Origin of the sequence: Dyadobacter sp. (assembly GCF_017744695.1) — a bacterium.
GTDB lineage: Bacteria > Bacteroidota > Bacteroidia > Cytophagales > Spirosomataceae > Dyadobacter.
Map to the genome: position 1 here is coordinate 845,467 of NZ_JAGIAS010000001.1, position 26,736 is coordinate 872,202.

24 protein-coding genes are annotated in these 26,736 nt (G+C 51.4%); 5 read left to right on the forward strand and 19 right to left on the reverse strand.

Annotated features, from left to right (window positions below):
- Positions 1-18 precede the first annotated feature (18 nt).
- Together J7619_RS03235 and J7619_RS03240 are read right to left on the reverse strand one after the other, a co-directional pair.
- Complete coding sequence (locus J7619_RS03235; protein ID WP_291193940.1) at positions 19-1,035, reverse strand: phage tail protein; 1,017 nt, start codon at positions 1,033-1,035, stop codon at positions 19-21.
- Between the two features lie 31 nt (positions 1,036-1,066).
- Positions 1,067-1,573, reverse strand: a complete 507-nt coding sequence (locus J7619_RS03240) for a phage tail protein (RefSeq protein ID WP_291193943.1) — start codon at positions 1,571-1,573, stop codon at positions 1,067-1,069.
- 241 nt (positions 1,574-1,814) lie between these two features.
- Here J7619_RS03240 and J7619_RS03245 point away from each other — a divergent pair, with 241 nt between their 5' ends.
- A complete protein-coding gene (locus J7619_RS03245; RefSeq protein WP_291193946.1) occupies positions 1,815-2,171 on the forward strand; it encodes a hypothetical protein in 357 nt (118 codons plus the stop codon).
- Between the two features lie 179 nt (positions 2,172-2,350).
- Here J7619_RS03245 and J7619_RS03250 read toward each other — a convergent pair whose 3' ends face one another.
- The 6 genes from J7619_RS03250 to J7619_RS03275 form a co-directional block, all read right to left on the reverse strand.
- Positions 2,351-3,871, reverse strand: a complete 1,521-nt coding sequence (locus J7619_RS03250; RefSeq protein ID WP_291193949.1) for a RagB/SusD family nutrient uptake outer membrane protein — start codon at positions 3,869-3,871, stop codon at positions 2,351-2,353.
- Positions 3,872-3,891: 20 nt separating this feature from the next.
- Positions 3,892-7,209 (reverse strand): TonB-dependent receptor, encoded by a 3,318-nt coding sequence (locus J7619_RS03255; protein ID WP_409012713.1) that lies wholly within the window; start codon positions 7,207-7,209, stop codon positions 3,892-3,894.
- A 201-nt stretch (positions 7,210-7,410) separates the two neighbouring features.
- Positions 7,411-8,550 (reverse strand): FecR family protein, encoded by a 1,140-nt coding sequence (locus J7619_RS03260; protein ID WP_291193952.1) that lies wholly within the window; start codon positions 8,548-8,550, stop codon positions 7,411-7,413.
- A 100-nt stretch (positions 8,551-8,650) separates the two neighbouring features.
- On the reverse strand, positions 8,651-9,268 hold the full coding sequence (locus tag J7619_RS03265) for an RNA polymerase sigma factor (protein ID WP_291193955.1): 618 nt from the start codon (positions 9,266-9,268) through the stop codon (positions 8,651-8,653).
- Between the two features lie 136 nt (positions 9,269-9,404).
- Entirely contained in the window at positions 9,405-9,935 is a 531-nt protein-coding gene (locus J7619_RS03270; protein ID WP_291193958.1) for a hypothetical protein, read from the reverse strand.
- A gap of 57 nt (positions 9,936-9,992) precedes the next feature.
- Positions 9,993-10,364: a hypothetical protein gene (locus J7619_RS03275; protein WP_291193961.1), complete on the reverse strand. Its 372-nt coding sequence runs from the start codon at positions 10,362-10,364 to the stop codon at positions 9,993-9,995.
- Positions 10,365-10,524: 160 nt separating this feature from the next.
- Between J7619_RS03275 and J7619_RS03280 the strand changes: the two genes are divergently transcribed.
- Both J7619_RS03280 and J7619_RS32205 read left to right on the forward strand, forming a co-directional pair.
- A complete protein-coding gene (locus tag J7619_RS03280) occupies positions 10,525-10,968 on the forward strand; it encodes a hypothetical protein (RefSeq protein WP_291193963.1) in 444 nt (147 codons plus the stop codon).
- 4 nt (positions 10,969-10,972) lie between these two features.
- Entirely contained in the window at positions 10,973-11,329 is a 357-nt protein-coding gene (locus J7619_RS32205; protein ID WP_409012701.1) for a type II toxin-antitoxin system PemK/MazF family toxin, read from the forward strand.
- A 16-nt stretch (positions 11,330-11,345) separates the two neighbouring features.
- Here the strand turns inward: J7619_RS32205 and J7619_RS03285 are convergent, their stop codons facing one another.
- The 9 genes from J7619_RS03285 to J7619_RS03325 all read right to left on the reverse strand — a co-directional run bounded on the left by J7619_RS03285 (position 11,346) and on the right by J7619_RS03325 (position 21,246).
- Positions 11,346-12,320, reverse strand: coding sequence for an ABC transporter permease (locus J7619_RS03285; protein ID WP_291193965.1), 975 nt, complete (start codon positions 12,318-12,320; stop codon positions 11,346-11,348).
- 65 nt (positions 12,321-12,385) lie between these two features.
- On the reverse strand, positions 12,386-13,906 hold the full coding sequence (locus J7619_RS03290) for a sugar ABC transporter ATP-binding protein (protein ID WP_291193968.1): 1,521 nt from the start codon (positions 13,904-13,906) through the stop codon (positions 12,386-12,388).
- Positions 13,903-14,535 (reverse strand): DUF2291 domain-containing protein, encoded by a 633-nt coding sequence (locus J7619_RS03295; protein ID WP_291193971.1) that lies wholly within the window; start codon positions 14,533-14,535, stop codon positions 13,903-13,905. Before J7619_RS03295 ends, J7619_RS03290 begins: the two co-directional genes overlap by 4 nt.
- A gap of 2 nt (positions 14,536-14,537) precedes the next feature.
- Positions 14,538-15,494, reverse strand: a complete 957-nt coding sequence (locus tag J7619_RS03300; RefSeq protein WP_291193974.1) for a D-ribose ABC transporter substrate-binding protein — start codon at positions 15,492-15,494, stop codon at positions 14,538-14,540.
- A 12-nt stretch (positions 15,495-15,506) separates the two neighbouring features.
- Positions 15,507-16,913, reverse strand: a complete 1,407-nt coding sequence (locus J7619_RS03305) for a nucleoside hydrolase-like domain-containing protein (protein ID WP_291193977.1) — start codon at positions 16,911-16,913, stop codon at positions 15,507-15,509.
- Positions 16,914-17,000: 87 nt separating this feature from the next.
- Entirely contained in the window at positions 17,001-17,963 is a 963-nt protein-coding gene (locus J7619_RS03310; RefSeq protein ID WP_291193980.1) for a transketolase family protein, read from the reverse strand.
- A gap of 18 nt (positions 17,964-17,981) precedes the next feature.
- Positions 17,982-18,833: a transketolase gene (locus J7619_RS03315; RefSeq protein ID WP_291193984.1), complete on the reverse strand. Its 852-nt coding sequence runs from the start codon at positions 18,831-18,833 to the stop codon at positions 17,982-17,984.
- A gap of 60 nt (positions 18,834-18,893) precedes the next feature.
- Complete coding sequence (locus J7619_RS03320; RefSeq protein ID WP_291193988.1) at positions 18,894-20,363, reverse strand: L-fucose/L-arabinose isomerase family protein; 1,470 nt, start codon at positions 20,361-20,363, stop codon at positions 18,894-18,896.
- 115 nt (positions 20,364-20,478) lie between these two features.
- Complete coding sequence (locus tag J7619_RS03325; protein WP_291193991.1) at positions 20,479-21,246, reverse strand: DeoR/GlpR family DNA-binding transcription regulator; 768 nt, start codon at positions 21,244-21,246, stop codon at positions 20,479-20,481.
- A gap of 212 nt (positions 21,247-21,458) precedes the next feature.
- Between J7619_RS03325 and J7619_RS03330 the strand changes: the two genes are divergently transcribed.
- Positions 21,459-22,262 (forward strand): DUF1080 domain-containing protein, encoded by an 804-nt coding sequence (locus J7619_RS03330; protein ID WP_291193994.1) that lies wholly within the window; start codon positions 21,459-21,461, stop codon positions 22,260-22,262.
- Between the two features lie 110 nt (positions 22,263-22,372).
- Positions 22,373-22,657: a type II toxin-antitoxin system HigB family toxin gene (locus J7619_RS03335; RefSeq protein WP_291193997.1), complete on the forward strand. Its 285-nt coding sequence runs from the start codon at positions 22,373-22,375 to the stop codon at positions 22,655-22,657.
- Positions 22,658-22,880: 223 nt separating this feature from the next.
- Here J7619_RS03335 and J7619_RS03340 read toward each other — a convergent pair whose 3' ends face one another.
- Entirely contained in the window at positions 22,881-24,902 is a 2,022-nt protein-coding gene (locus J7619_RS03340) for a glycoside hydrolase family 127 protein (RefSeq protein WP_291194000.1), read from the reverse strand.
- Positions 24,903-26,735: a six-hairpin glycosidase gene (locus J7619_RS03345; protein ID WP_291194003.1), complete on the reverse strand. Its 1,833-nt coding sequence runs from the start codon at positions 26,733-26,735 to the stop codon at positions 24,903-24,905.
- Between the last annotated feature and the right edge of the window lies 1 nt (position 26,736).

The following is a 26,736-nucleotide window of genomic DNA, read 5'->3' on the forward strand; positions in this document are numbered from 1 at the left end:
CCGGCAGCGTATCAATATTTATTCGGCAGTCGGGCGCTCCCCATTTGCGCAAATCATGAACTCCATGACCTGGTAAGGCATCATGTTGTTGTGCGTCTCGTTGTCACCTACCCATCCGATCGCCTCCGAATGCATCGGCGCGCCGGTACCCTTTTTCGAGGCAAAGACGTTGGGGGCCGGGCGCTTGCTTTTGTCATTGGCCCAAACGCTGAGATTAGGTTTGTCGTTGTTCACGCCCTCGTTGGCGGTTGGGATGTGGTTATGCGCGGGCATTTGTGCCTTGGTAAGTTTCACGGCAGCCTCTCCGGCTTGCTCTCCCAATTCGTAATGCGTAAGCGCCGGCGGCGTACCGCAACTTACCAGCGCACGCCCGCGCAAATCAGGTAGCCGGAATGTGCGGTTTTCTTGCCCGCCATAAGTATACCTGATTACCGAAAACAGCCCGGAGTACTGTTGGATCTGCAACTCGCGCCCATCACATTTCAACCAGGTCCCGTCACCGACGAAATTGGCAAAGGGCTTGATCGCCCCTGTGTATTCAAGTACATCCTTATAGTCTTGTTCGGCCCTATCACCCTTCAGGGCAATGCAGTAATTGAGTGGCAGGTAGGGCGACATATTGTTATGACCTGCGTCTTCGCCGGAAACAGCCAGGGCTTCCAGGTGCATTTCGCTATCCTTTGCCGACACATAACCCACATCCGAAGCCCAAAAGTGCTCGGCGGGGCTGTTCACATCGGCCGGCAGGGAACTGGCCATTGCAGCATGGTTGTGCTTCGGCATTTCCTTGGTGGTAAGGACATGCTTCTCTACGCCCGCACGAAAAAAGGCCGGGCGGTTTGCTCCGCTGTCGATCAGCACCCTTCCTCGCAGATCGGGGAGACGAAATTCCAATCCCTCGCCTCCAAATCGGTAATTCAGCTGTTGAAACAATTCAAAAAAATCAGGAACTTTCAAAAGTGAGCCATCACATTTAGCCCAGCCTTTTGGGGCGTACGAAAAAGAAAACAGTCTGATTTCTGATACTACTGGCATAAGATTGAGTATTTAATGTTGGAAAGGATCATCAGGGGTGTGGGGGAAAAATCCCTCCCAACGCAATAATATAGTTGACCGCCAATACCGGGATACGGTTCTCGTGTCCTTCACCACTGCCCTCCATGCCGACGCTTTCGGTGTGCATGGCCACTTTCCCTGGCTGAGTGTTGTACTGCGCCGCCCTTTCGGAAATGGCGCACCAGAGTCCGTCGACGGCAGTCGGGAGATTAGCAACATTAGAGGTACTGCATCCTACCAGGTGTCTGTGTCGGGGAAGGTTTGCTGTGGTAAGGCTTACCTTTTCCTCTCCCCCCTGCACCCCGACAGCATAATTTCCGCCTTCACCCAGCGGGATCCTCGACCGCAGATCAGGTACACAGAACTTGTCTAACCCGTTGCCTCCGTAAGTGAACTGGATCAATGAATACAGGGCCTGCTGTTCTGCCACTAATAACTCGGCTCCATCGCAAAGACGCCAGCCCTCCGGTATTCGCCCACCGGCAAAGGGGCGGATTTCCCCAACGTAGTAATCCATAATGTAAAAGGTTTTTGAATAGGTAAATGATAGAAGATGTTGTAATGTCCGGCTCGGCGATCAGGTGCTCAAAAGGCCTCCCCGGACATCAACAAATAAAGCCTATGATGTAACCGAAGGCCAAAAAAACGGTGTCACAAAAACGTCACAATTATTAAAATACGGTCACAAAATGCACAAAACCCGCCCTGAATCATTCCAGAGCGGGTTTTGTTGTTAATTCAAAGAAAATCCGAAAACGATGTCACTCCCCGAAAGGTCACCCTACATACGCGTACTACCAGGCGCTGCCACGCTCGACATTATCCTTAAAAACACCCATTTCCCCGACGGTCTGCTCGACGAAGCAATCCGGTTTTTCGTGGAATGGCGGGACGGGGTTCCGGTTTTGGTATTTCAATTCAAAAGTGCCTCCTACGATTTCAGCGAACCGCTCATTCCCGCTGAGCTGAAAAATGGCGAAACCGGTTGGTTGCAGCACCCCATTGTTTCGATACGGTTGCTACTGGCAGATACCGTCATCTCTGACCAGGTGGCGGAGCAAAGATTTACATTGGCCCATCACGAGGCCGGAAAAATCAAGAGTAGTCTTGAATGAAAGAACAATGCCGTCAGGCATGTAACATTGGTAGTAAAGCAAACGATATAACCGTCGACGAATGCCTCTGGGCATGTAACAACACAGATCAGGCTTGTACTGTTGTTGGATCCCTGGCGGGATTTCCGTAACACTTTCAATCCGTTTGATTTCTACCAATGTTACATCGCTACGCGATTTCAATACCCCGGATTCTGCGGCGCAAGGTTCGGGTTCACCTGCAATTCGACGCGAGGTAGCGGCATCAGGTAATCCCTGCTGGCATTGAATGTTTCATGTGGTTCCAGCGAGTTGGGGCCTTTGAAAACCTTTTCTCCCAGGTTCCGCCGTTTGATATCGTACCAGCGCTTGTATTCAAATGCGAGTTCGAGGCGGCGTTCGTCCAGGATCAGGTCGATCAATGCGTCTTTGGCGAGGCCTGTTTTCACGTCTTCGGGAAAAGTCGTCTGCCTGCCGGCCCAGTTTCTGGCCCGCGCCCGGATCTGGTTGATATAGCCCAGCGCCTCCGCATTCGGTCCATTCACTTCCACCGAGGCCTCGGCGGCAATCAGCAATATTTCCGCATAGCGCATGGCGGCATAGTTATGATCGGAATCGCGGCCCTCCGAATTAGAATTACCTGCAAAACGGGCATATTTGGCGATATGCGGTCGTTTGGTATTCGTAAACTCGGTGTACGGAACGAGCTTGCCGCCGATGAGCAATGAATCTTCAAAACTCACTTCTTTGCGGTAATCGCGATCGTCCCAGGTATTGTATACTTTCAGCGACGGTACGATCACGCTCCATCCGCTGCGTGGTGCATCGCCTCCGCGTACACCGGTCATCGGCGCCATAATATCGTCGTTGGCCCCTCCTTCACCGGATTTCATACCAAGGAAATCAATGTCGAAAATATGCTCCTTCATATTCGAGGCCTGCGGTGCTTTGAACAGCGTCTGAAAGTCCGCTTCCAACGCGTAGCCGAACTTGTCTTTGCTGTCGATCACCCATTTCGCTTCGGTATAGGCCTTCTGAAATTGGCCCATTGTGAGGTGTACGGAAGCCAGATAGGAAGCGGCCGTACCCTTCGTAGCACGGCTCCGCACTTCCGCCGGCTGCTTGTCTGGCAACCATTGCTTGGCAAATTCCAAATCGGCTATAATGTTGGTATAAATGGTAGCCGCAGGCGTTTTGGAAATGGATTTAACAGACTCAGGGTTACTGATAAAATAATCGATGTAAGGAATATCACCAAACACCTGCACGAGGTGAAAATAGGCGAATGCGCGGATAAAACGGGCTTCCGCCATGAGCGGGTTACCGGTATTTTCAGGCAGGCTAAGCTGCTGTGCACCGAAAATAGCTGCATTCGTGGAGCTGATCACCTGGTACCAAACCGGCCAGAACTGGTTGACCATGTTATTGTTGTCATCCATATTGAAGTCGTTCACCTGCTGGCGTTCGGCTGGCGTACCACGGTCGCCGATATCTTCCATATCGCTGCGGAGCATGAGCGCCGAAACAAACTGCCGGCCGTAAAGACGTTCGGTCGCTATCCAGCCATAGGCGCCCATAATGGCCGTTTCCACATCTTTGGAAGTCCTGAACAGCGACTCGGGTGCGAGTAAGCCGACCGGTTTCTCGTCCAGGTCCGCGCAGCCCAGCAGCAGCGAAACCGCCGCGGTCAGGAATATTGATCTATTGAATAAATGCTTCATTGTGATGTCCGTTTAATGCTTTAAAAACCCAGGTTCAGGCCGATGGTGTACGATTTCGCGTTCGGGTAGCTGCCGTAATCGAGGCCGAGGTTACGGTTGCTGTCGGTATTGCCATCCGACGAGTAATTCACTTCGGGGTCGTAGCCCTTGTATTTGGTGAATGTCAGGATATTTTGGGCGCTGGCGTAAATGCGCAGCTTGCTGATCCTGAGCTTTTCGAGCACCGGTTTGGGGAAATTATAACCAACCGCCAGGTTTTTCATGCGAACGAAGCTGCCGTCCTTGACCCACCGGGTCGATACCCTGCGCGTACGGCCAACCGCCGCTTTGGGTACATCCGTATTCGTATGGGTCGGCGTCCAGCGGTTCAATGCCTCGGTGGTTGCATTGTTGATCGCCGAAAGCAGGTTGAGCTCCATTAATGTGTAGCTCAGCAGGTCATTGCCTTTCGAAGCCTGGAAAAATACATTCAAGTCAAACCCTTTCCAGCTGAAATCATTATTCATGCCCCAGGTATATTTGGGATGCGGGTTGCCGATAATGGTGCGGTCGTCGCTGTTGAGCATGCCATCGGGCTCCCCGGTAAGCTGGCCATTCGCGTCCTTTTTACCATTAATATCCCTGAACTTCTCCCCTCCCGCCGTCACTTCAAAGCCGCCGCCGGGAATGAAGCTATCGCCCTCCTGGTACACGCCGTCGTAGATCCAGCCATAGAAGCTTCCAACCGGATATCCTTCCCGCAGAATCTGCGTTTGGCCCATCCCTACCATATGTCCCGGTGCCGAGCCGTACAGAATGTCGGTTCCTGCGGGCAGTTTCAGGATTTTATTACGGTTCAAAGAGAAATTGATATCCGTGCTCCATTTGAATGCGCCCACGAGGTTGCGGGTATTTAAGGTAAACTCAATCCCCTTGTTTTCCACTTCGCCGATATTCTGCAATTGGTTGGTATAACCCGAATACTGTGGTAGCTGCACGCTGAACAGCAGATCTTTGGTAACCCGGCGGTAATAATCCGCTACGAGGTTAAGGCGGTTATTGAACAAACTCACATCCGCACCCACATCGAACTGATGGGTCGTTTCCCAGGTAAGATCGTCGTTAGCGACGGTTGTCGGGCGCACCGCATTCACCGGTGTCCCGTTGATAACGGCATAAACATTCGAGAAACGGGCCATTGTCTGATACGGCTCGATGGCCTGATTGCCTGTCAAACCATAGCTCATACGCCATTTCCATTGGCTGATAGCCGAAATGTTTTGCATAAATGGCTCGCTCGACATTTTCCAGGCGAATGCGCCGGAAGGAAACGTGGCCCATTTGTGGTTTTTACTAAAATTCGAAGAGCCGTCCTGGCGGATATTAGCGGTAAAAAGGTATTTATCAGCCAAAGAATAGGTCAACCGGGCATAATAGGATGCCAGCACCCATTCCGTCAGCCCTGAATTCGGGCTCTGCCATACCGACGAACCGCCCAGGTTCCAGTAAGAAACCGCGTCTGTGATAAAATTCTGCCCTGAGCCGCCCCAGGTCTCGCTGGATGATTTCTGATAGGAATAGCCGGCCATCACCGACAAATCGTGTAATGCGCCGATTTTCTTGTTGTAAGTCAAATAGTTCTCGTTCAAAAGCAGCGTGCTTTTCGAGCCGTTCACTGTCGCCGCCCCGCCCACATTCCGGCCGTCGTTCAGCGTCGTGGGCGTGAATGTGCCGGTGCGGCCGCTGTTCGTGGTGGCGCCCAGCGTGACCCTGAATTTCAGGTCTTTGAGGATATTGTATTCCGCATAAAGGTTACCCTGGATGCGGTCGGCCAGCGACTCGTTTTGCAGCTGCGTGGCAATCGCATAGGGGTTATCGATCGGATCGCTGAGGCGTCCTACCGTGAACCGGCCATTGGCGTCACGGATGGGCTGGTCCGGCTCGAATTTCAGTGCCGCCGACATTACGCCAGGTGTAAGCCCACCCGAGCCTTCCTGTGTTTTCGATTGCTGACGTGACACCCGTTGCGCAAAGAGGTTCAAACCCAGTTTCAGCCTTTTGGTAGCATTGATATCGATATTACTCGTCACTGAATACCGCTTGTAACCCGAATTGAGAATAATGCCCTTCTGATCGTAATAGGCGCCCGACACGTAGTATTTCACCGCCTCGCTGCCGCCTGCTACCGACAACTGATGGTTCTGAATGCCGCCCCGGCGAAAAATCTCGTCCTGCCAGTCCGTATCGGCCCCTTGCGAAACGATCGTCGGCCGCGCTTCCTGCACATAGTCCAGGAACTGCTTCGCATTCAACAAATCGAGGCGATTTATTTCTTTCTGGCTGGAAATAGACGTATTGAAATCGATGCGGGGCTTTCCCGAGGTACCTTTTTTGGTAGTTACCATAATCACGCCGTTGGCGCCGCGTGACCCGTAAATGGCTGTTGCCGAAGCATCTTTCAGGATTTCAATGGATTCGATGTCCTCTGGCGGGGGTAATGTACCGCCCACAAAGCCGTCAACCACGTAAATCGGGTCGCTGCTGGCATTAATGGAAGTCCCCCCGCGTATCCGTACTTTGAATGACGAGCCAGGTTCACCGTTATTGGCCTGGATCTGCACACCTGCCGCGCGACCCTGCAATGCCTGGACCGTCCCGAGTGCCGGATAGGCTGTCAGCTCCTGCGACTTGACAGACGCAACCGAACCCGTAATATCGCTCTTTTTGACAGTACCATAACCGACCACCAGCACTTCTTCGAGTGATTTCTGGTCGGTTTTGAGGGCAATGTTAATCTCCGTCCGGCTGCCCACCACCACCTCTTGCGGTTCGTAGCCTACAAAACTGTAAATGAGCACCGTATTCGTATTTTCGACCGCCAAAGTATAGTTCCCACTGGCGTCCGTGGACGTGCCCGTTTGAGTACCCCTCACAAGGATGTTCACACCAGGTAATGGTTCCTTGTTCTCCGAATCCGTCACGCGGCCCTTGATCGTAATTTCCGTGCCGGCCTGCCAGCCGCTTTTTACCGAAGCCTCCGGCTCACCTGTGCCCCATTTCGGTGTTTCCGACGGGCGGATCACGATATTCTTACCCGAGACTTCATAGGTAAGCCCCAGCGGCACCAGAAATTCTTCCAATACCTTGGAAAGCTCCTGATTGGATTGCTGGATCGTCACTTTCCTGCCCGACTGGATCATTTTGGAACTGAAAATGAACCGGACGCCCGCCTGCTTTTCGATCTGGTGCAGGACTTTCTTTACTTCCAGGTCCTGGGCTTGCAGGCTGATGCGCTTATTCAGCAGCTCCTGTGCGCGCACCTCCGCCGCGAACGCATTCCCGACCAGCCAAACCGACATTACCAATTGCGCGACGCTTATCCGCATAAGAACTAACCATTTACGATGGAACTGTACCGGTATTTTCATAAATTTGAACGGTTTTGTTAATTGAAACTTGGCAAAATCTTCCTCCTCATCCCATTTGCATGAGATGTGACGGTCTGCTAACCACTGAGGATATCCGAGCCGGCCATGTTGGCGCATGGGCCGGCTTTTTATTTAGTTATTTCTACAACCTTTTCCTTCCACCACGATCCGCCCGTCGATGCTTTTATAGCTGGCATCTACGGCTTTGCAAATCAGATCGAGCTTCTCGTAAAGCGACATTTCGGTGAGTGTGGCAGTGATGGGGCACTCGTCCATGACGTTCTTGTCGTAAATAATATCGATACCGTAAGCGCTCTGCAACGCGCTGAATACGGTCGACACAGGCGCTTCGTCGAATTCAAAATGCGGCGCCGGGCCAGCGTCGGCAATTACTTCAGGCTCCGGAACAAGACTTTTAGTAATCTTCACCGTTTTACGTACAAATACCACCTGCTGGTTGGGTTCGATCACCATCCCCGTCAGTTCCCGCGAACTTTGTTTTTCCGTCGCTTCGGGATCTTCCCTCGAATACACGGCCACTTTCCCGGTTTTAACGGCGACTGAAACCTCCTGTTCATTCGCAAAAGACCTTACTGTAAAACTTGTCCCTAAAACTTTGGTTACCAAACCATTGGCATACACAAAGAAGGGTCTGGCGGGATCCTTCGCTATATCAAAAAATGCCTTCCCCGAAAGGTACACTTCCCGCCGGGTGGTACCCTGGCCGTCGCCGCCCGGTTTTATGCTAAAATGTGCGAGGTAACTTACTTTACTGCCCGGGTCGAGCGTAATGCGGCTGCCGTCTTCGAGGTCGATCGCCAGTGGCTGCGCATTGGTGTTCACGGTTTCGCGCATCTCGGTATTTGCGGCGGCTACCAGTTGGTCGTAGCCGATCACCTTGGGTTGTTGGTGGCGCAGCCATAATATCCAGCCAAATCCGACCAGCAACACCAGCATAGCGGCAAAGCGCACCACGCGGCCCGTGTACCAGGGCGAATAGCTGTTTTCGGAACGGTCGGAGCTCCTCGATTCGAGCCTCTCCACGATCCGCTCCACCGCCTTCCGTTTTTCGGGGTTGCTGAGCGATGCGTTGGCCGGGCGAATGGAGAGGACCAGTTGCCGGGCGCGCTCCACCATTTCACGCTTGTCAGGATTGGCAGCCAGCCAATTTTGCCAGGTTTCGTCGTCTTCCCGCGTAGGGTTCAGCACCCAATTGCGGAACGATTTATCCCAGACAAACTCCCCCAAACTGAAATCGCGGTAACGGTCCATGGTCAAAATTTAGCTTTTCAAACACCATTAGACCACCCCGGCAGCGGGATACTGTATTTTTCGGATTTTTTTTGAAATTTTTAAATGAAGCATTTCAAATCTAAAACGATAAGGCCCAAGCGAGTGAAACAATGGCCTTCCAATGCGATTTGATAAACTTGAATGCCTCTTGCAGCAAATTGGAAACGGACTGAGGCTGAATATCCATAACGAGCGCGATCTCTTCGCGCTCCATATCGTTGTAAAAACGAAGGAAGACGGCTTCCTTTTGCCGTTTGGGAAGCTCGTTAAGCATTTCGGTCATCCGGGCCGCCAGCAGGCGATCGTTTTCAGACTCGATCAACTGATATTCGGCAGTGAATTCCAGGTCAAAAACGATGTCGGATTCATTATAATAATCCATGCAATCCATCCGCAGGCGCGAAGCAAGCCGGTGCAGGCGGCGGCGCAGCGAGGCGAGCAGGTAAGGCTTCGGCGGGATTTCGGGGTTTAATGCATCCCTCTTTTCCCAAACACCCAGAAAAACATCCTGAATGCAGTCCTTGATCAGCTCACGGTCGCCGTTAAACTTCGTTCCATAGTGGAAAAGGAGGTCGTAGGTGCGATCGATAAGGTGTTCATAAGCGGTGACATCCCCCGCCAGCATTTCCCGCCACAGCTGCTGCTCTTCTTCCAAATGCAGGGTCAGACGGGGTTCTGAACGGGTTAAAGCCTTCATGAAAACGGATGAATTTATAGCGAGGTTTGCAGACCAAAAGCAGCCCTGGCGACTTTCTTACTATTATCCATCTCATTTAATCTCCAAACATTTATACACGCAAAACTAACGCCGCCCCTATACGCTGACGCCGTCATTATGATTTAAACATCGGCAACGGATTTAGCGGATGGCGTAAGAAGTTAGTGCCGATTTTCCGTATCAGAAACCAATGGAACCCGGCATTCGGGAACTGGCGACGCAGGCGGCTGAGTATTTGCCGGTCGGCACCGAATGCAAGCAGGCCGAGCGAGACGTCAGTCCAGTCTGCTTTCCGGAAGGTTTCCACCGTTACCGGAAACGTGCCACGGTAGGCCCTGATCTTATGATGCCAATAAATCATTGCAGTTATCTCGGCTACGCCGGCACCTCCCTGCGTGGTATTCAGGTAATGCTCGGCTTGCTCGATGGACGGAGGGAGGTAGTCGATCGTGTGGGCTGTCCATATGCCGATGTCGTGGAATACCGCAGCAATCGCATATTTGTGGCGGTTTGCAGGGTCGGTATCGCGCAGCACACAGGTCTCGAAAACCCGGTGAACGTGGTTAGAATATTTTTCGAGATCGGCGCCGATCTCCTGTCTGAAACGCCCCAGGAGCTCGTCGACAAGTGGTTCATGGTCTCGCATGGCACAAATTTTGAGTGAATGCGATAATTTACAGATAATCAATGCAAAAAACATTAATTACTTCGTTTGCCGCTTCACGACCTCCGGCTCATGCTCCATAACCGGCAGAAACCGCTGCGCCGACCCATGCACCAGATCCTTCGAACCCGCATAACCAAAACCTTTGTCTCCCTTCCAGTTCGTCGTCCAAACCAGGTGGAACGTTCCATCTTTCCCCCGCGCAATCGACGGATCGCGCATGAGCTTGCCGCCTACTTCGGGTTTGAGGTAATCACCGCTCAGGTCTGTCCAACGATAGCCGTCGTTACTGTAAGCCAGATGCAAGCCGTCCGTAGCCGGCTCGCGGAAGGAGGTGAAGAGGTAGGATTGCTTTTTGCAGGATGATGACAGTAGCAGGGCGATGAGAAATAGGAAACAAAATCTGTTCATGTTAAAAATATTAATAACACTTGATCATTGAGTCTAACCGTTTGAATGTTTATGGGTAGCCCTTGCTAATTAACCGCAAAACTGCTCCTCAACTGGCTTGTAATGAAGTACTTTGCGAGATAATTTTACATGTTTTTCATCAACTAATCCGTGAGTGACTATGACCGGAGCTACATTGACAACCATGAAGTACGAGGCTCGCAAGACCTCCTGGCCAGCCCACATTGCCAGTATCACAAGAATATTTACCAGATCATTTTCCGATTGGTTAATCGTTCGTATCGAGCGGAGCCTGGTTCGAGACACGAAACTGATAAAACAGCAAACGGCGCAGATTCCTGAAATGGATGTTGAGCAATTAAACACCGGGTTGATTTTCATAAAAACTACGCTGCCGATGTTAGAAAAAATGGACGATACAATCGGCAAAATCGATAGCGCCGGGCTGGTGGCTGCATTCAAAGCGTACAAAATGGCTGTTTTTAAATTTGAGGCCAAGCTTCATTTTAAACAAACAGAGCATTTACCAGTTATACCGACTGATGAGCTGCTTAAAGAAGCACTTTACAATGCAAGCATTACGTCCATTATCTCTAAGTTGTAAATTTATGCCATTCAACCCCGGCGACATTGTTTCACTTGATTTCCTGATTCCTTCAACCGGCAAGTATTTGACACATTCTGCGGTTATATTATCAACGGTCGATGTCTACAATCATGAGAGGACATATGTTTGCGCTATGATGTCATCTTACAATGTAAATGATAGATTCACATTTAAACTAGAAAATTCAATGCTACAAAACGCGAGTAATAAAGAATGCTCGCAAGTCAGGTCTCATCTGATTACTTATGTCCCTGATACGAAAGTTCGGCCCGCAAATGGAACCCCCTACAACCGACTAAGTCAACATGCATTTGAAAGGCTTATTTCGCACATAGATGAGGTTGTGTTTGGTGTGTAAAATTGAATAAGCTCCCCTATTCATTCTTCCCATTCGATTTATCAATAATCACCGCCAGCAAAATCACCAGCCCCTTCACCACCTGCTGCCAAAACGGGGATACGTTTAAGAGTACCAAACCATTATTCAATACTCCGATGATGATCGCGCCTTGCACGGTGCCAAGGATGCTCCCGCGCCCGCCCGAAAGCGAGGTACCGCCGATGACGACGGCCGCGATTGAATCCAGTTCATAACTGATACCCGCGTTGGGTTGGGCGGAGTCGAGGCGCGAAGTCACCATGATTCCACCCACCGCCGCGAGCGCTCCGGCAATGGTATAGACGATAATTTTAACCCTGTTGACATTGATACCAGACAACCGGGAGGCACTTTCATTTCCGCCGATCGCGTAAATGTAGCGCCCGATCCGCGTCTTGTCGGTCAGGAAAACCGCCAGCGCTACCACAACAATCGAAATCCACACCGGCACGGGAATACCCAGAAACCAGCCCGTACCGATAAACAAAAATGTATCCCCTAGCCCGCTGATGGGGAAACCGCCCGTCCACAGCATGGTAAGCCCCCGCGCGACCGTCAGCATCGCGAGCGTAGCTACAAATGGCGGTACATTGAACCGCGTGATGGCCCACCCATTGAATGCACCCAGAGCGGAGCCTGTAAGGCCGCCCGCCAGGATCGCGCCGAGTACGGTAAATCCGATGTACAGGTTCTGAGAAGGTAATTCAATGCCGTTTTTGAGCAAACCTGCCGTAATCGCACCACATAATGCCAGTACCGAACCAACCGACAGATCGATCCCGGCTGTAAGTACGATCAGCGTCATGCCCACCGAAATGCAGATATTGACCGAAATCTGCCGCATCACATTCCAGAGGTTCGAAAACGAAAGGAACTTGTCGGACAGAACGCTCAATGCAAGGCACAGAAGGAATAGCGCAATGAGGGATTGGAAGCGGGCGAAGTTTTTGCGGCTGTAAGCAATAGGCATTAGGCTGTATGCTTTTAATGGTAAAATTGTTTATTATGATAATTAGTATTCAGGAAGCTTATGGCCTACTGCTTAAAGCTTATAGCCTTCTTCAAAATTCCGTCCTCCGTCGCTTCGCGAGCCAGGAATTCGCCTGTCAGCCGCCCCTCCGCCATTACCAGAATACGATCGGAAATAGCCAGGATTTCGGGGAGTTCCGACGACACAACCAGAATGCCCAGCCCTTTGTCGGCGAGGCGGATAATGAGCTTGTAAATCTCCGATTTGGCATTGATATCGATGCCCCGGGTCGGTTCGTCGAGCAGAAGCACTTTCGGGCGCGTGGCCAGCCATTTGGCCAGCACAATTTTCTGCTGATTACCTCCGCTTAAATTGCGGGCCTGTTGTTCTTTAGAAGGCGTTTTAATGCGCAACTCACTGATATAATGATCGGCCAGCTCGCACTCTTTTGTGTCGCTCAGCGTGCCGAGGCTTTCCATTTCTGCCAATGTGGTGAGACTGATGTTATTTTTCACACCTAGTCCAAGCACCAATCCGTCCTTTTTCCGGTCCTCGGGTACGAGCGCGAGCCCGGCCGCAATGGCACGTGCGGGGGAATCGCAGCAAATGGGTTGCCCGCCGATCAACGCTTCTCCGCTCGAATGCGCAGGATGCAGCCCGAAAATAGATTCCAATAACTCGGTGCGCCCGGCGCCCATCAGACCAAAAAGCCCCACAATCTCCCCTTTACCAATATTAAAAGAAACATTACTCAGCACATTTCCCGACTTGACCCGGCTTTTCAGGTTCAGGTTTTTCACTTCCAGCAACGGTACGTAAGTGCCACGGCCGCTGGTCTTTCGCATCGCTTCAATTTTCCGGCCTACCATTTTGCTGATCAGCTGGTCCTGGGTCATACCCGCCATTTTGCCGGATTCGATGCTCTTCCCGTCGCGAAGCACCACATAATGATCGGCGATGCGAAACAGCTCGTCGAGCTTGTGCGAAACGTAAACGATGGCCTTGTTCTGCGCTTTGAGGTCGGTGATGATATCAAACAAAACCTCCACTTCCGCCCCTGTAATGGCGGAGGTCGGCTCGTCCATAATGATCAGTTCGGCGTCGGTCAGCAATGCTTTGGCGATTTCGACGATCTGTTGCTGGCCTACTTTGAGCTTGAAAACCTGCAAATCGGGGCTCACTTTCAGTTTCAGGCGGTCGAGCAGCTCCTGCGTACGCTTGCGCATGCGGCTTTTGTCCATGGTGCCGTACTGTGTTACCAGTTCGCGCCCGAGAAAAATATTTTCAGTGATGGTCAGGTAAGGAATCAGGTTGAGTTCCTGGTGAATGATCACGACGCCCTGCTGCTGGGCATCTTTCGGGCCGGTGAACTTCGCCGTTTCGCCCTTGTAGTAAATATCTCCCTCAAAATCAGGGTAAACGCCCGAAAGTATCTTCATTAACGTCGATTTCCCGGCCCCATTCTCCCCGATCAGCGCGGTCACTTTGCCCGCTTCGATCGAAAGCGAAACGTCATCCAGCGCCACCACACCCGGGAACCGCTTTGTGATATGCTTCACTTCCAACAAGGTCGCTGTGTCCGTCATGGCTGTTCGATTTGGAGACTTACGGGAATGATTTCGATATTATTCAGCTGCAAATGTTCACGGTTCAGTTCGATGGCACCGTGGAATGTCACACGGTCGCCTTTTTTGACCTTGGATTTGAATGGCGGCACCACCTTTTCGCGGATCAGCTCGTTGATCTCTGCCGATACGTTGTTAAAATCCATCGAATTGGTGAACGCATTGATGTCGATCGCGCCGGACGCATCGCGTACTGCATTGCCAAAAATATACTCCGTAGCAATGCGCACATTTCCAGCACCTTCACCGGCACCGATGAGTTTCACAGACACTTCATTTTCGCTCACATCAGCCACAATGCCCTGTCCTTTGACCAGAAAATAGCGAATATTACCGATGCCCAATGCGTGTGAATACTGTTCAAAGGCTTTGTCTTTTTCCGTTTTCAGCTGCGCGGTCAATGCATTCAGATCCACCGCTTTCGACAAGCCGGGAATCAGCTTTTTTCCCCAGAAATCTTCGGCATAACCGGCAGCGTCAAATGCCGCGGCGCCCGCCTTCACTTCATCCAGCTTCCTGAAATACACCGAATTATAAGCCAGTAATGCAAACACCACTGCAAAAAGCAGGTATCGGATCGGTTTGGGCATAGCTATTCTTTTTCGCCGTATGCGGCATAGTTTTCGACATTATCCTTCTTCACCAGCTCCACCGCCACCGGCATTTTACCTGGAAAATCGCGTTTGCCCTTGAAATACTCATCGGCAAAAGTGGCGGCTGTCTGTGCCATTACTTCCGGGAACTGCATTCCTGTTGCCATGATCTTTCCGTCCCGAATGGACTTCACCACATCTTCGGCGCCATCAAACCCGAATACTTTCACACGATCGGCTTTTCCGGCGGCCACCAGCGCCTGGTAGGCTCCCATGGCCATAGCGTCGTTCCCGCAAAAAACACCGTCGATATCCGGGTGCGCTTGCAGAATGGATTCCATCACCTCCATCGCCTTGTTCCGGTCGAAATCGGCGCTCTGCTGGGCGACCATTTTTAGGCCGGGATAGAAGTCCACGACACTGTGAAAGCCTTTTGAGCGGTTCCAGGTGTTGTTGTCACCAACCATCCCCAGGATTTCGACATACTTGCCTTTCTTGTTCAATGTCTCGACGAAGTACTTCCCGATCGCCACGCAACCCGAATAGCTGTCCGACAAAATCTGCGAAGTAGCGGCACCGTTGGCATTCACCTCCCGATCCATGCAAAACACCGGGACACCCGCCGCCGCCGCATTTTTCACATTCACAATGGAGCCGTCGGCATCGGTGGGGTTGAACAAAATGGCGTCGTAACCCGAGGCGATCGCATTGTCGAAATGGTCGGTTTCCTGTGCGGTATTATTCTGGGAATCAAAAATTTTGGATTCGTAACCGAGCTGCTTCGCTTTCGACTCGGCCTTCTGCGCCAGGAAAACGAACCAGGGGTTATTGAGTGTCGACACCACGATGGCGATCTTTTTCGGCTCGTCTTTGGACTCTTTTGTTTTACAACCAATCCATCCAAGCCCGAAAAGAATCCCAAAAAGCGCTATCCGATAATGCATGTTGATTTTCATACTTTATTGTCCTCAGGGGTACACCGTCACAATCACACGCTGGTACCGCGTCAGCGCCGGGGTACCATTATCGGTGACCGCCAATACAATGTGGATTGTCTCCGGTTTTTCCACCTTTGGAGCCACAAAAGACGTTTGCCCTGCTTTTATATCCTTGATACCGAGTGATTCTTTGATATTATAACTGCCCGGCTCCGGGTAATGGATCCATTCGTAAGCCAATGCATTGCCGTCGGGGTCTACGGAACCTTCCGCGCTAAGCTGCACGGGCTCACCCACTTTCGCGTGGATACGCGTACCGCCTTTCACAACCGCTTTCGGCGGATGGTTGGCTTCCTTGTAGGGTTTGATCGTCCAGTCCATCCGCGCCGCGAAATCGTACTGGAATGCCTCACGCCAACGCCATAATGTGGCCTTATTGCTGGTATGGTAGGCGCCGTCGACGCCTTTCACCTCGTCCATGGCATCCGTGTAAATCGGGCGGGTCTCCGGTTCGTAAAAATATTTCAGCGTGCGTGGCGTGTAGAGTTCGTATCGTCCGCCCCAGCCGCCGTACTCGGGATGCTCGGGGTCGTTCAGGCCATTGTTGACTAATCCTAAAAACGAAGGCGTGTCGCCTTCCATCAAAAACTTGGTGAACGGATACTCCGCTCCCATCGGACCATGACTGCGAACATGCTCGTCGAGCCAGGGGTTATCCACGATTTCAAAATTGGCACCGGCAAAACGGCCATGAAACTTGTCACCGCTGATGCCCGACCATGTCGCATAATGGTAAGCGCCGGCAGCATGGTAACCCGGGCTACCCACATAGAACAATTCCGGAAAAGTCTTGCGGATCCACGGACCGGTATCGTCCTGGTCTGAAATGGTGTACATCCTGATTTTGGAAACGAACTTCCGCACGTCCTCCGGCGACCGGGTCATTTTCACTTTCCAGAGCGCCTGCGCAAGGCAATTGGCGCCGCCCCAAACCGGAATCCATACAGGCCGGTCGTCCTTTTTATCGACTACCTTGATAATCCATTCCGAACCTTCCGAATCTTTACCCTTGCCTACCGCATTCAAACCGAAATCGGGATAAGCGCTTTTGGTAATACTGATGAGATAATCCGCTTCCGGATACCCTTTTTCATGCAAAAGCAGATTAGGACGCACCTTGCGATAAGCTTCTATGAGCTGCCTGATCTTTTCCGGTGCAACGCGTTTTTGCTGGTGAATGGAAGTCGTGGCTACCAGGCCCTCGATATCCCATTGGTTGGAATAAGTCAGAAACCGGATCATCGACTGGGTGTCGTCCGGTTCATTCTCTATGTCTGTCAGCACCAGCACACGGTGCCTGGTCATATCGTCCTGCGCATAGGCGCCAGTCCCCAAAAGCAATGCAACGCCACAGAACACTTGTCTTATCAGTTTCATAAATTTTGACCAAATAAACCTATTTGAAAAAGACCTGATTTTACAACGACTAATTAACCGACTGTTTACACTTACAACAGCGGTGACTTACCTGACAAGGCCGAGCGCGGCGGCGGCAATGCCTCCTTCTGAAATACCATAGTGATTAAAAATCTCCGTTTGGGAGCCGGTGACCGTGTATTCGTCGGGGATACCCATGATCTTGAACCGGTTATGGAAGTTATTCTGGATCAAATACGAAGCGCACGCCTCGCCGAGACCGCCATAAACGCTATGCTCTTCTACTGTGACAACAGGCTGGCCGGAAGCCGCGATATTTCGCAACAGATCGTAATCGAGCGGCTTGATTGTGTGCATACTTATTACCGTGGCAGAGATTTGGTGCTCCCGTTCGAGCTTTTCCGCCGCCCGTAAGGCTGGGGCAACCGTTTCACCCGTTCCGATAATGGTAACGTCCTTGCCCTCACGCACGATACGCCCTTTTCCGAACTCAAATGTTTTCTCCTCTTCGGAAAGTAAAGGCATTTGTTTTTTACCAAAGCGGATGTACACCGGCATATCGGTTTCGGCTGCCAGCAAAATAGCCTGTTCGGTTTCAAAATTATCCGCCGGGGCTACTACAATAAGGTTATTAATGGTGCGTAAAACCGCGAAATCATGCAAGCTGTGGTGTGTTGAGCCCAATGCGCCATAGCTGACGCCGGCACTGATACCGATCAGCTTTACCGGGTTGTCGGAATAGGCCACATCGTTTTTGATTTGTTCCAATGCGCGGGCCGTCAAAAAGCAGGCGGGGGAAACCGCAAATACCTTCTTGCCCGCCGAAGCCAGTCCCGCCGCAACGCCCACCAGGTTCTGTTCGGCAATACCTACTTCGATAATTTGTTCAGGAAATTGCTGCCCAAACGGCACCAGCTTCCCCGAGCCGCGCGAATCGCTCGTCACCACGATGACGTCCCTGTCCGTTTGGGCAAGGTGCTGCAATGTGCCCGAAAAAACTTCCAGATTGGCCCGCTGGCTCACAGCTATGTTCTCGATCGTCGCATCCACTATTTCTACTATTTAAATTCAAGTCAGGTTACCCGGAACGGCCCAGGAAAGTGTTTCTTTCAAAAGGTCCAGTTCCTGTATCGCATCGGCATACTGCTTGGGATCGGGTACGCCGTGGTGCCATTTCAATTGATTCTCCATATAGCTCACGCCCTTGCCCTTCACCGTGTGAGCGATAATCAGGCTCGGCTTACCTTTTTCAAAAGGTAGTGCGCCAAATGCAGCTGTCAGCTCGCCGATATCATGCCCGTCGACATGCCGCACCGCCCAGCCGAATGCTTCAAATTTCTCATCAACAGGATCGGTGTTGCACACAGCACTGGTAGGGCCGGAGATTTGCAGGGTGTTTTTGTCCAAAATAGCGCAAAGGTTATCCAGCTTGTAATGCGAGGCCGACAGTGCGGCTTCCCAGTTGGAGCCTTCCGGCAACTCGCCGTCGCCCAGCACTGTAAATACGCGGTAATCGCGCTTATCGAGCTTGCCGGCGATCGCTGTGCCTACGCTCAGCGAAAGCCCGTGGCCCAGCGCACCTGTATTCTGTTCCACGCCGTGCACTTTGCGTGTCGGGTGGCCGATGTAATGCGACTGGTACTGGCACAAAGTCTCCAAATCCGATTCCGGGAAAAAGCCGCGCGACGCCAGTACCACATATAATGCTTCTACCGTATGCCCCTTGCTCTGAATGTACCGGTCGCGGTCGGGAGAGTCGAAACTATCGGGGACGACATTCATCGTATGATTGTAGAGTACATTCAAAATATCGATACACGACAGGCTGCCGCCGGTATGGCCCGCTTTGGCCTGGTAGATGTATTTGAGGATTTTCTTCCGGTACTCCACCGATTTCTGCGCCAGTTCCTTTTCCGACATGACTCTTAGCATTAGTCCGGCTTTACGGCCGGTATTTGTAATTTTCCGATGGTTCAGGGTTTAGTTCTGCGAAACGAGTTCGCGGTCGGGCACGCGGGTAGAGTACGGATGCTGCGCGGGTTCATCGAAAACCTGCACTTCCCAACCCATATAATTGCCCAATGCTTCTTTCAGAATGCCCGCCGTTTTGGACGCATTCATTACCACATGGTGTTCGAAACCATTGCGACAGATGTATTGCATCAGGTTTTGCAGGTTCGGGATCTCGGCCACAGCCCGGTTACCGAAGGTTTTCAGCGTATCGTCCGTCAGGCGCCCCTCCCCTATATACGCCTTCATCACCCCGCGCGGGTCGTCCGTGCTGATGCGCCCGTACGTGAGCGGCATCGCGGGTGTGCGACCAGCCAATGCGCCCCAGGTATTCTCCTCTCCCACCGACGTTCCCAGAATAGGCGCCGTCGCTATTTCGATATCCGGCAAAAACGATTTCGCCCAGTTACCGCAGTGGAACAGCACACATTTGTTATCGTCGTTGGCGTAATTGTTATTCCAATCCACCAGCGCGCTCGGCGAGCCCGATGCGAGCTGCAATGCATACATACTTAATGTACCCGTCACATCCACCTCGCAGCCGCTCGGCATCATGTTTTCACTCATGATACTCATGCTCGTGCACACATTGCAGCCGTAGTTCTGCTGTACCGAGGTCCAGCATTGAATAGCCGTAGCATCCAGCGCATTGGCTGCCATAAATTCACCCAAAACTACATCCAGCTTCGCCATTTGGATCAATGCTTCATCCGGCGTGCGCCCCCGTGAGGCGTAGGAAGTGATTTTATCCAGACGTTCCTTCACTTTGGAATCCTGGGCGGTAAGTTTGCCGGCATTACCCAATATCTCCGACAGATCGACCGTCACGACCGAGATACCGTTGCGCTGCAATATTTTTTCGCTGTAACGCACCGTATTGAACCCGCCCGGACGAGCGCCGATCGCGCCGATGCGAACGTTACGCAAACCTTTGGTCACACGGCACACCGCCACGAAATCATTCAAATCCTTGATAAAGGAAGGGTCGGTCGGATGTACGACGTGTTTTGTTGTAAGCGTGTATTTGATCCCGAACTGATACAGGTTGTTGCAAGCCGAGATCTTGCCGCACCACGAATCGCGGCGGCGGGCTACGTCGAGCTTATCGAGGTCGTCGGGATAACCTTGTACCAGCACCGGCACATTCAGATCAGCCAGTTTCAGCGTCTCGGCAATGCCGCGCTCGTCGCCGAAATTGGGCAATACCACCAGTACTCCAACAATCTCATCCCGGTGCGCCCGGAACAATGCCGCACATTTCTGCGCATCCTGGAACGTCTCGACCCCACCCAGCTTCGTAGCTTCGGTATCAAGCGTGATCCCGTTGATATTTAACCTTTTAAGCAGATCAACGATCTCCACCCGCGCCTCGGCCACAAGCCTGTCCGGAAAAAAATCCCTATTCCCAATAATGACTCCGATACTTCCTTTCATGTTCATGGATTTGATGGCTGTCGGCTTTGTTTTGCTTTAAGCTGTAAGCCATAGGCTTTAAGCCCTTATTATTCAATCATTCACTCATTCGCAATTCACTCATTCACTCATTCAAAATTCACTACCCCGCAATGATCAACTCAATCTCGTTATCGTGAAACAACTGCTGAAACTTCTCCTCGATCCCCGCATCCGTAATGATGTAGTCGATCAGCGAAAGGGCCCCTAAGCTCGCGAATGCGCTTTTTCCTACTTTGGTCGAATCGGCTACGAGATAAGTCGTGTCCGCGGCGTCGATCATCGCCTTTTTCACGACGAGATCAGCGATACTCGGGTAGGTTAGCCCGGCTTTCAGCGACAATCCTGCTGTGGCGAGGAACAACTTCTGCACATTCAATCCTTTGAAAAAATCGGCCGCTTTCTGGCCGGTCAGCGACAAGGTAGGCGGCTTGAATTCGCCTCCGGTCATGATCACCTCGATGCCCGTTTCTGCCCCCAAAATCAATGCGATATTCAGCGCATTCGTGATCACCGTCAGGTGCTTGTTGCTGCCACGCAGCTTCTTCGCGATCTCCGTCGTGGTCGAACCCGAATCGAGGATAATCGTATCGCCGTTGGAAATAAATTCCAGACATTTGGCCGCGATCAACTCCTTTTTATCGAGGTTTTCCTGGTTGGCCAGCGAAAAATTGCGCACCTGGTCTTCGACATTTTTCAAAAACGCCCCGCCGTGCTCCTTGATCACCAGGCCGTCCTTTTCAAGCTTGTCCAGATCCTGCCGGATGGTCACTTCGGTCACTTTAAAAAGCCTGGCCAGGTCTACCACCTTCGCCGAGCCATCTTCCTTTAACAGTTCAAGTATTTTCTCCCTTCTCTGATTTGCCAGCATTGTATCAACTTTTGTTTTTTACCTAAAAATAGATGGAAAAGAAACAATCCGTCATATACCGACAAAAAATAAACCTATTCACAGGTCAAATAGAATACCTAAACTCATCAAAAGCAAATTTACGTAAATAAAAGAAAATAAAAAGAGAAAATTGAAAATAATAGTGAGTTATTGTGCTATTATTTCTTTGTATAACCACAACGATTCGATTTATGCTTGATTTTGCAATTCCGGCCATGCAACAAAGACACCTCATAAAACATCTCCTCATCGGAACACTTGCGCTGGGCACCAGTACACTGGCAACTGCCCAATCCGAAAAAGAAGAAAAACTGCCTTCCCCTTCGGCTACCGAGGATTGGTCATTCAAACCTCCGCTCGTTACCCCGGGAGAAACTTCCGCCCAGCCGCCTTCGGATGCCATCATCCTGTACAGCGGGTCATCCGACCTCGATAAATGGGAACACGCCGACGGCTCGCCGGTAAAATGGAAGGCCGACGGCGACGCCCTAACGATCTTCCCCAAGGCTACCGACATTCGCACCAAACAGAAATTCGGCAACATGCAGCTCCATCTCGAATGGCGCACGCCCGACCCGTCGGAAGACAAGGACTTCAACCGTGGGAACAGCGGCGTGCTCATCATGGGCCTGTACGAATTGCAGATTTACGAGTCCTGGAATTACAGCACCAAAATCTACTACAACGGCCAGGCCGGCAGCGTCTACAAACAGCACGCGCCGCTTGTCAACGCCGCCCGCAAGCCCCAAACCTGGCAAACGTACGACGTCATTTTCGAAGCCCCCGTGTTCCGGGCCGACAAAACGGTCGAAAAACCCGCCTATATGACTGTTTTACACAATAATGTCCTGATCTTAAACCATGTTGAACTGAAAGGGCCAATGGTGTATCAGGGCTATCCGAAGTACAAGTATCATGATGCGAAGCTGCCTTTGCAGTTGCAGGAGCATGGGAGCCGGGTGAGTTTTCGGAATATTTGGATTAGGGAATTGTAAGAAAATACCGCTCGCTCATTGAGCAATGGAATTTGGACATAAGATTTGAGTCAACCCAATAAGATTCACAATTTGAAGTAGTAATTTCAAATAATGAACTAGTGGTTATTGTGTCTCACAAGGCGATCAGGTCATTTTGCATCGACCATCCGGAATTTGAAGCTCCACTAAACAAATGGTACAAAGAGACTCGGCGAGCCAATTGGGCTAACTTTGCGGCACTAAAACAGACATTTCATGCCACTGATTCGGTTGGCAACTGCTTGTTCGTGTTTAATATAGGTGGTAACAAATGTCGGCTAATCGCCAGAATTTTTTTTAGAAAGCGGACGTTGTTTATTCGCTTCATTGGAACGCATCATGAATATGATAATACAAATTTGGCCACATTATAATAGCTGATATGAAAACCTTGCGATCAGAGCACCAGTATGAGGCCGCGCTCGACGAACTCAATAATTTAATGAAAAAAGGGGAAAACAATGTGTCGGATGCAGAAGCCGATCGAATTGAAGCGCTCGCGCTAGCTATTCAGGCATATGAAACAATACACTACCCCTTCCCATTACCTAAAAATGTATCGAAATTCGTCGAGCACAGTAAATATCGTTAGGGAACTTACCTAACCAACGGCAGCCAAACCGACATATCCCCATGCCCACGGTTTCCCCAGGCGTAATAGGGCACCAGCCGCACGGGGATGGTTTTAGGCGCGTCGATAGACACCTCCCGATACAATTTTTTATCCCAATCAGCATTTTCCACCAGCACGGCATCGCCTTGCAAGCTCATGACCGGACTATTTTCGATCGTTAATAATGCAGGTTTAAAATTATTCCTGGCAGCGATCGCCACGTCGAAAATGGTTTTGCCTTTGGGTAAATCTATTGACTCCACACAGTAAACAACCGGTCCGCGTTTCACTGCTACCTGGTTACGGGTTTCTTCCACGAGTGGATTGGATTCAATCAGTTTTACGGGCATTTCGAGCATCAATTCGATCTTGTCGCCTGATTTCCAGGAGCGTTTAACTTCGGCGTAACTGCCCGAGACGAGCTTTGCCGTTTCCTTTTGACCATTCACCATTAGCGAAGCATTGCTGCACCAACCGGGAATGCGGAAAAATAATGCCAGTGCATCTTTCGGCGCTTCATCGAGCGTCACGGAAATTCTGCCGTTCCACGGGTAATCAGTGGCTTGCGTCAGACGCAGCTGACCGCCCTTCACGGCAGTTTGAAACTTATTCCCTCCATACAAATTGAAGAACACCCCGGCATCGGAAAGGCTGTAAGCATATTGGCTCACCTCCGCCACCGTGCGCACGGTGTTAGGCGGGCAGCAGTTGGATTTCGAAATGTAGGCCTGCCGGTCCTTTTCCCAGCGCTGCTTGAAGGGCAATGCATCGGAATAGGCCAATGGATTGGTATACAAAAACTTGTCTCCCCTAAGATTGATACCCGAAAGCACGCTGTTGTACAATGCAAGCTCCACGATGTCGGCATATTTGGCGTCACCGGTGATTTGGAGCATGCGCCAGTTCCACAGGACATTACCTATGTTGGCGCAGGTTTCATTGTGGGCGGTGAAGTTGGGCAGCTGGTAATCGCGGCCGTATGCCTGATGGATTTTCTGGACTTCGTCGGGTTTGTAGGAGGTACCATCGGGAGAAACGCCGTCGTAAAGCGCACCGCAACCGCCGGTGACGTACATTTTGTGCTGCGTAACGTCATCCCACATCGTGTGCAACTGCGCGAGCAACGCCTGGTCGCCCGTCTCCGCGTACACGTCCGCGACACCCGCGTACAGGTAGTTGGCGCGCACGGCGTGGCCCATTACCTTGGTTTGTTTCAAAAACGGAACGCGGTCCTGGTTATCGTCTGTGCCTTCCGTGGCGCCTTTGATAGCGATCAAATGCTTGACGAGCGTCAGGTATTTTTCATCGTGCGTAGTGCGGTATAGTTCCGAAAGCCCCATATAATGTGCCGGACAAATGGCGTTACGGCTTTGCTCGGGCGTGGCTGCATTGTAGAAAGTAATGAGAAAATCGGCTGCTTTTTTAGCGACGTCGAGCAGGGCGGTTTTGCCTGTGGCACGATAATGTACGCAGGCGGCGGTCATTAAATGCCCGAAATTGTAAGCTTCGAAACTAAGCCGGTCGGCAAACATTTTGCCCTCCCCGTTCTGCTTTTGTTCTATAATGGCTTTGGTATAAATGTACCCGTCGGCGCGTTGCGCCCTGGCGATCACGGCGATGGTTTTATCCATGAGCTCGTCCAGCTTCGGATCTTTCGTCGCGGCATAAAGGCTGGCTACCGCCTCAAATGTCTTGTAAAAATCACCGTCATGGAAGGATGGGCCTTTAAAATTGCCCGGTTCCAGACCTGCCGCGATCTCGAAGTTCCGGAATGAATGGCTCAGGTTCGGGTCGGTATAAGTTTTCCAGAGCTGCGGCACCATGGTTTCGCGGCACACCCTGAACCGGTCGGCCCAAAAGCCGTCCGTCCATTGAACTGCGGCCATATCCGTGCCGTGGAGTTTCGCATACTTGCTTTGAGAGGTATTTACAAGTGCTTTTTCCTGGGCAAATGCGTGCAGGCTTAATCCCAGCGAAAGCGCAATAAAGGTTTGGGTCGTTTTCATTTAAAATGATCTGGTAATCAGATAATCAATGGCAAATACAGCTTCCGGATCCTTGATGCCGCCATCGGGCAGGTCATACATCTGGTCGGTGGGTGTATCCGCATCCGGGAAACGACGGGTGTCGCCAGTACGGAATGCGATACGGCTCACGGCTTCCAGCGGCGCGAAAAGCACCCCGGCACCAACCTGTTTGCCATTCACCACGACGGAGTAGAGCCGCGTTTCGGTATTGGCCTGCACTTTAATGTCGTAGCGCTGACCCTTCCGGTATTCCAGAAGCGTTTTATTGCGGTAGCCCGCCTTCAACCGGAACACGCCTGTTGAGTCAAAAGACAAACGAATGCCCGGCGTACCCTTGGCATCAAGGAATTCGATATCCAGCAATCCGGTATCGTTTTGATTGGGCGTGACGGCAAACTCGGCCACCAGCTTTTTCGTAGCCGGCACCACCCGTTCTACCCGGGCATAGTCGAAATGGTCGGCGTCTTTGATAATCAATGCCTTCCCATTCTGCGTTTTACCAATTGCCACCGGCGCTTGCAGCGGACTGTAAATGTTCCACTCAGCCAGTTCCTTTCCATCCGGCATTTCCCCAAAACGGTCCAAAGCGTGTTTTTCGGCTTTATCCCGCACAGGTACCGGTATTTCCGACACCCAGATATCCTCCTTGTTCATGCTGTAAGTCACCCAAAGATTGCCGTCGGGCGGCGTACCGTCCCCTTCGGAAATGCCGCGCACGTACTGCGGGCCGTAGGATTTATAGTTACCTCCATAGCGCATCGAGGTAATTTCGCCATTCACAAGCAACAGGTTTTTGTAATTCAAACCATCGTCGCTCACCGAAATCGCCAGCGGCCAGCGGAATTCGGAAGGATTGTAGACTGTCGCGTATTTACCATCCGACGTTTTTTGTCCCCAGATTTTGGCATTACTGTTCACAAAACCCGGTGCGCGTTTGGGATTGTACAGCCAGGTCTTGCCCTCATTTTTACTGATACTGGTCAATGCATTTTTCCAAAGACCTACCACCCTACCATCCGGTAAATGGTAGTAGCTGAATGCTTTATATTCTCCCTTCAAACTCACCAGCGGGTCATTGCGATCCGCCTCTTCTACCCATTGCTGGGTTACTAACTTGTTCGCCAGGAGTTCGTCGCAGGCTTCCACAAAACCTTTGTCCTTACTTTCGGTATACATCGGATAATCCGAAGGCACTTTCCAGGAAGCATTATGCCTGATAAAATAGATCGGGCCGTAAGTACCATCCCTTTTGATTTCCCGCACTACCCTGCCGATACCATACCCGTCGTTCGGGTCGTCTTTTGCATCGAGTACCATCCCGAAATACGCCAATATTAGCAACCGGTTGCTTTTGGATACATAGAAACCCATGCGCTGGTGCATCACGGCATACAAATCTTTCGCAACACCGGCATGACCTTCTTTTCTGGTGCCATCCGGGATTTTGTAAGGCGGAAAAATCGCCACCGGTTTCGTCCAGACTTTACCGTCTTTGGAGGTTTGCAAAAGGGTCTGCCCCGGCGGAATATGCTCACCCACCGGATTACTGAGATAATTCAGATAGAATGCCCCGTTCCAATAGGCCAGCATCGGCGCGTGGTTGTACGTCCAGGTAATGGCCGAGTCCTTGCTCGCGTCCGTCCGGTCCGCGCGTAACGTCTGGTAAGAATGCACACCGATGGCGGGACTCAGCTGCCCGTGGTGGTAGTCCACATTCACGAGTGTTTTGCCCGTATAGCGGATCGTATCCTGCGCATTCGCCGCACCGATTGCCAGGCATAAAGCCAGCGTATGTATTAATTCTTTCTGCATA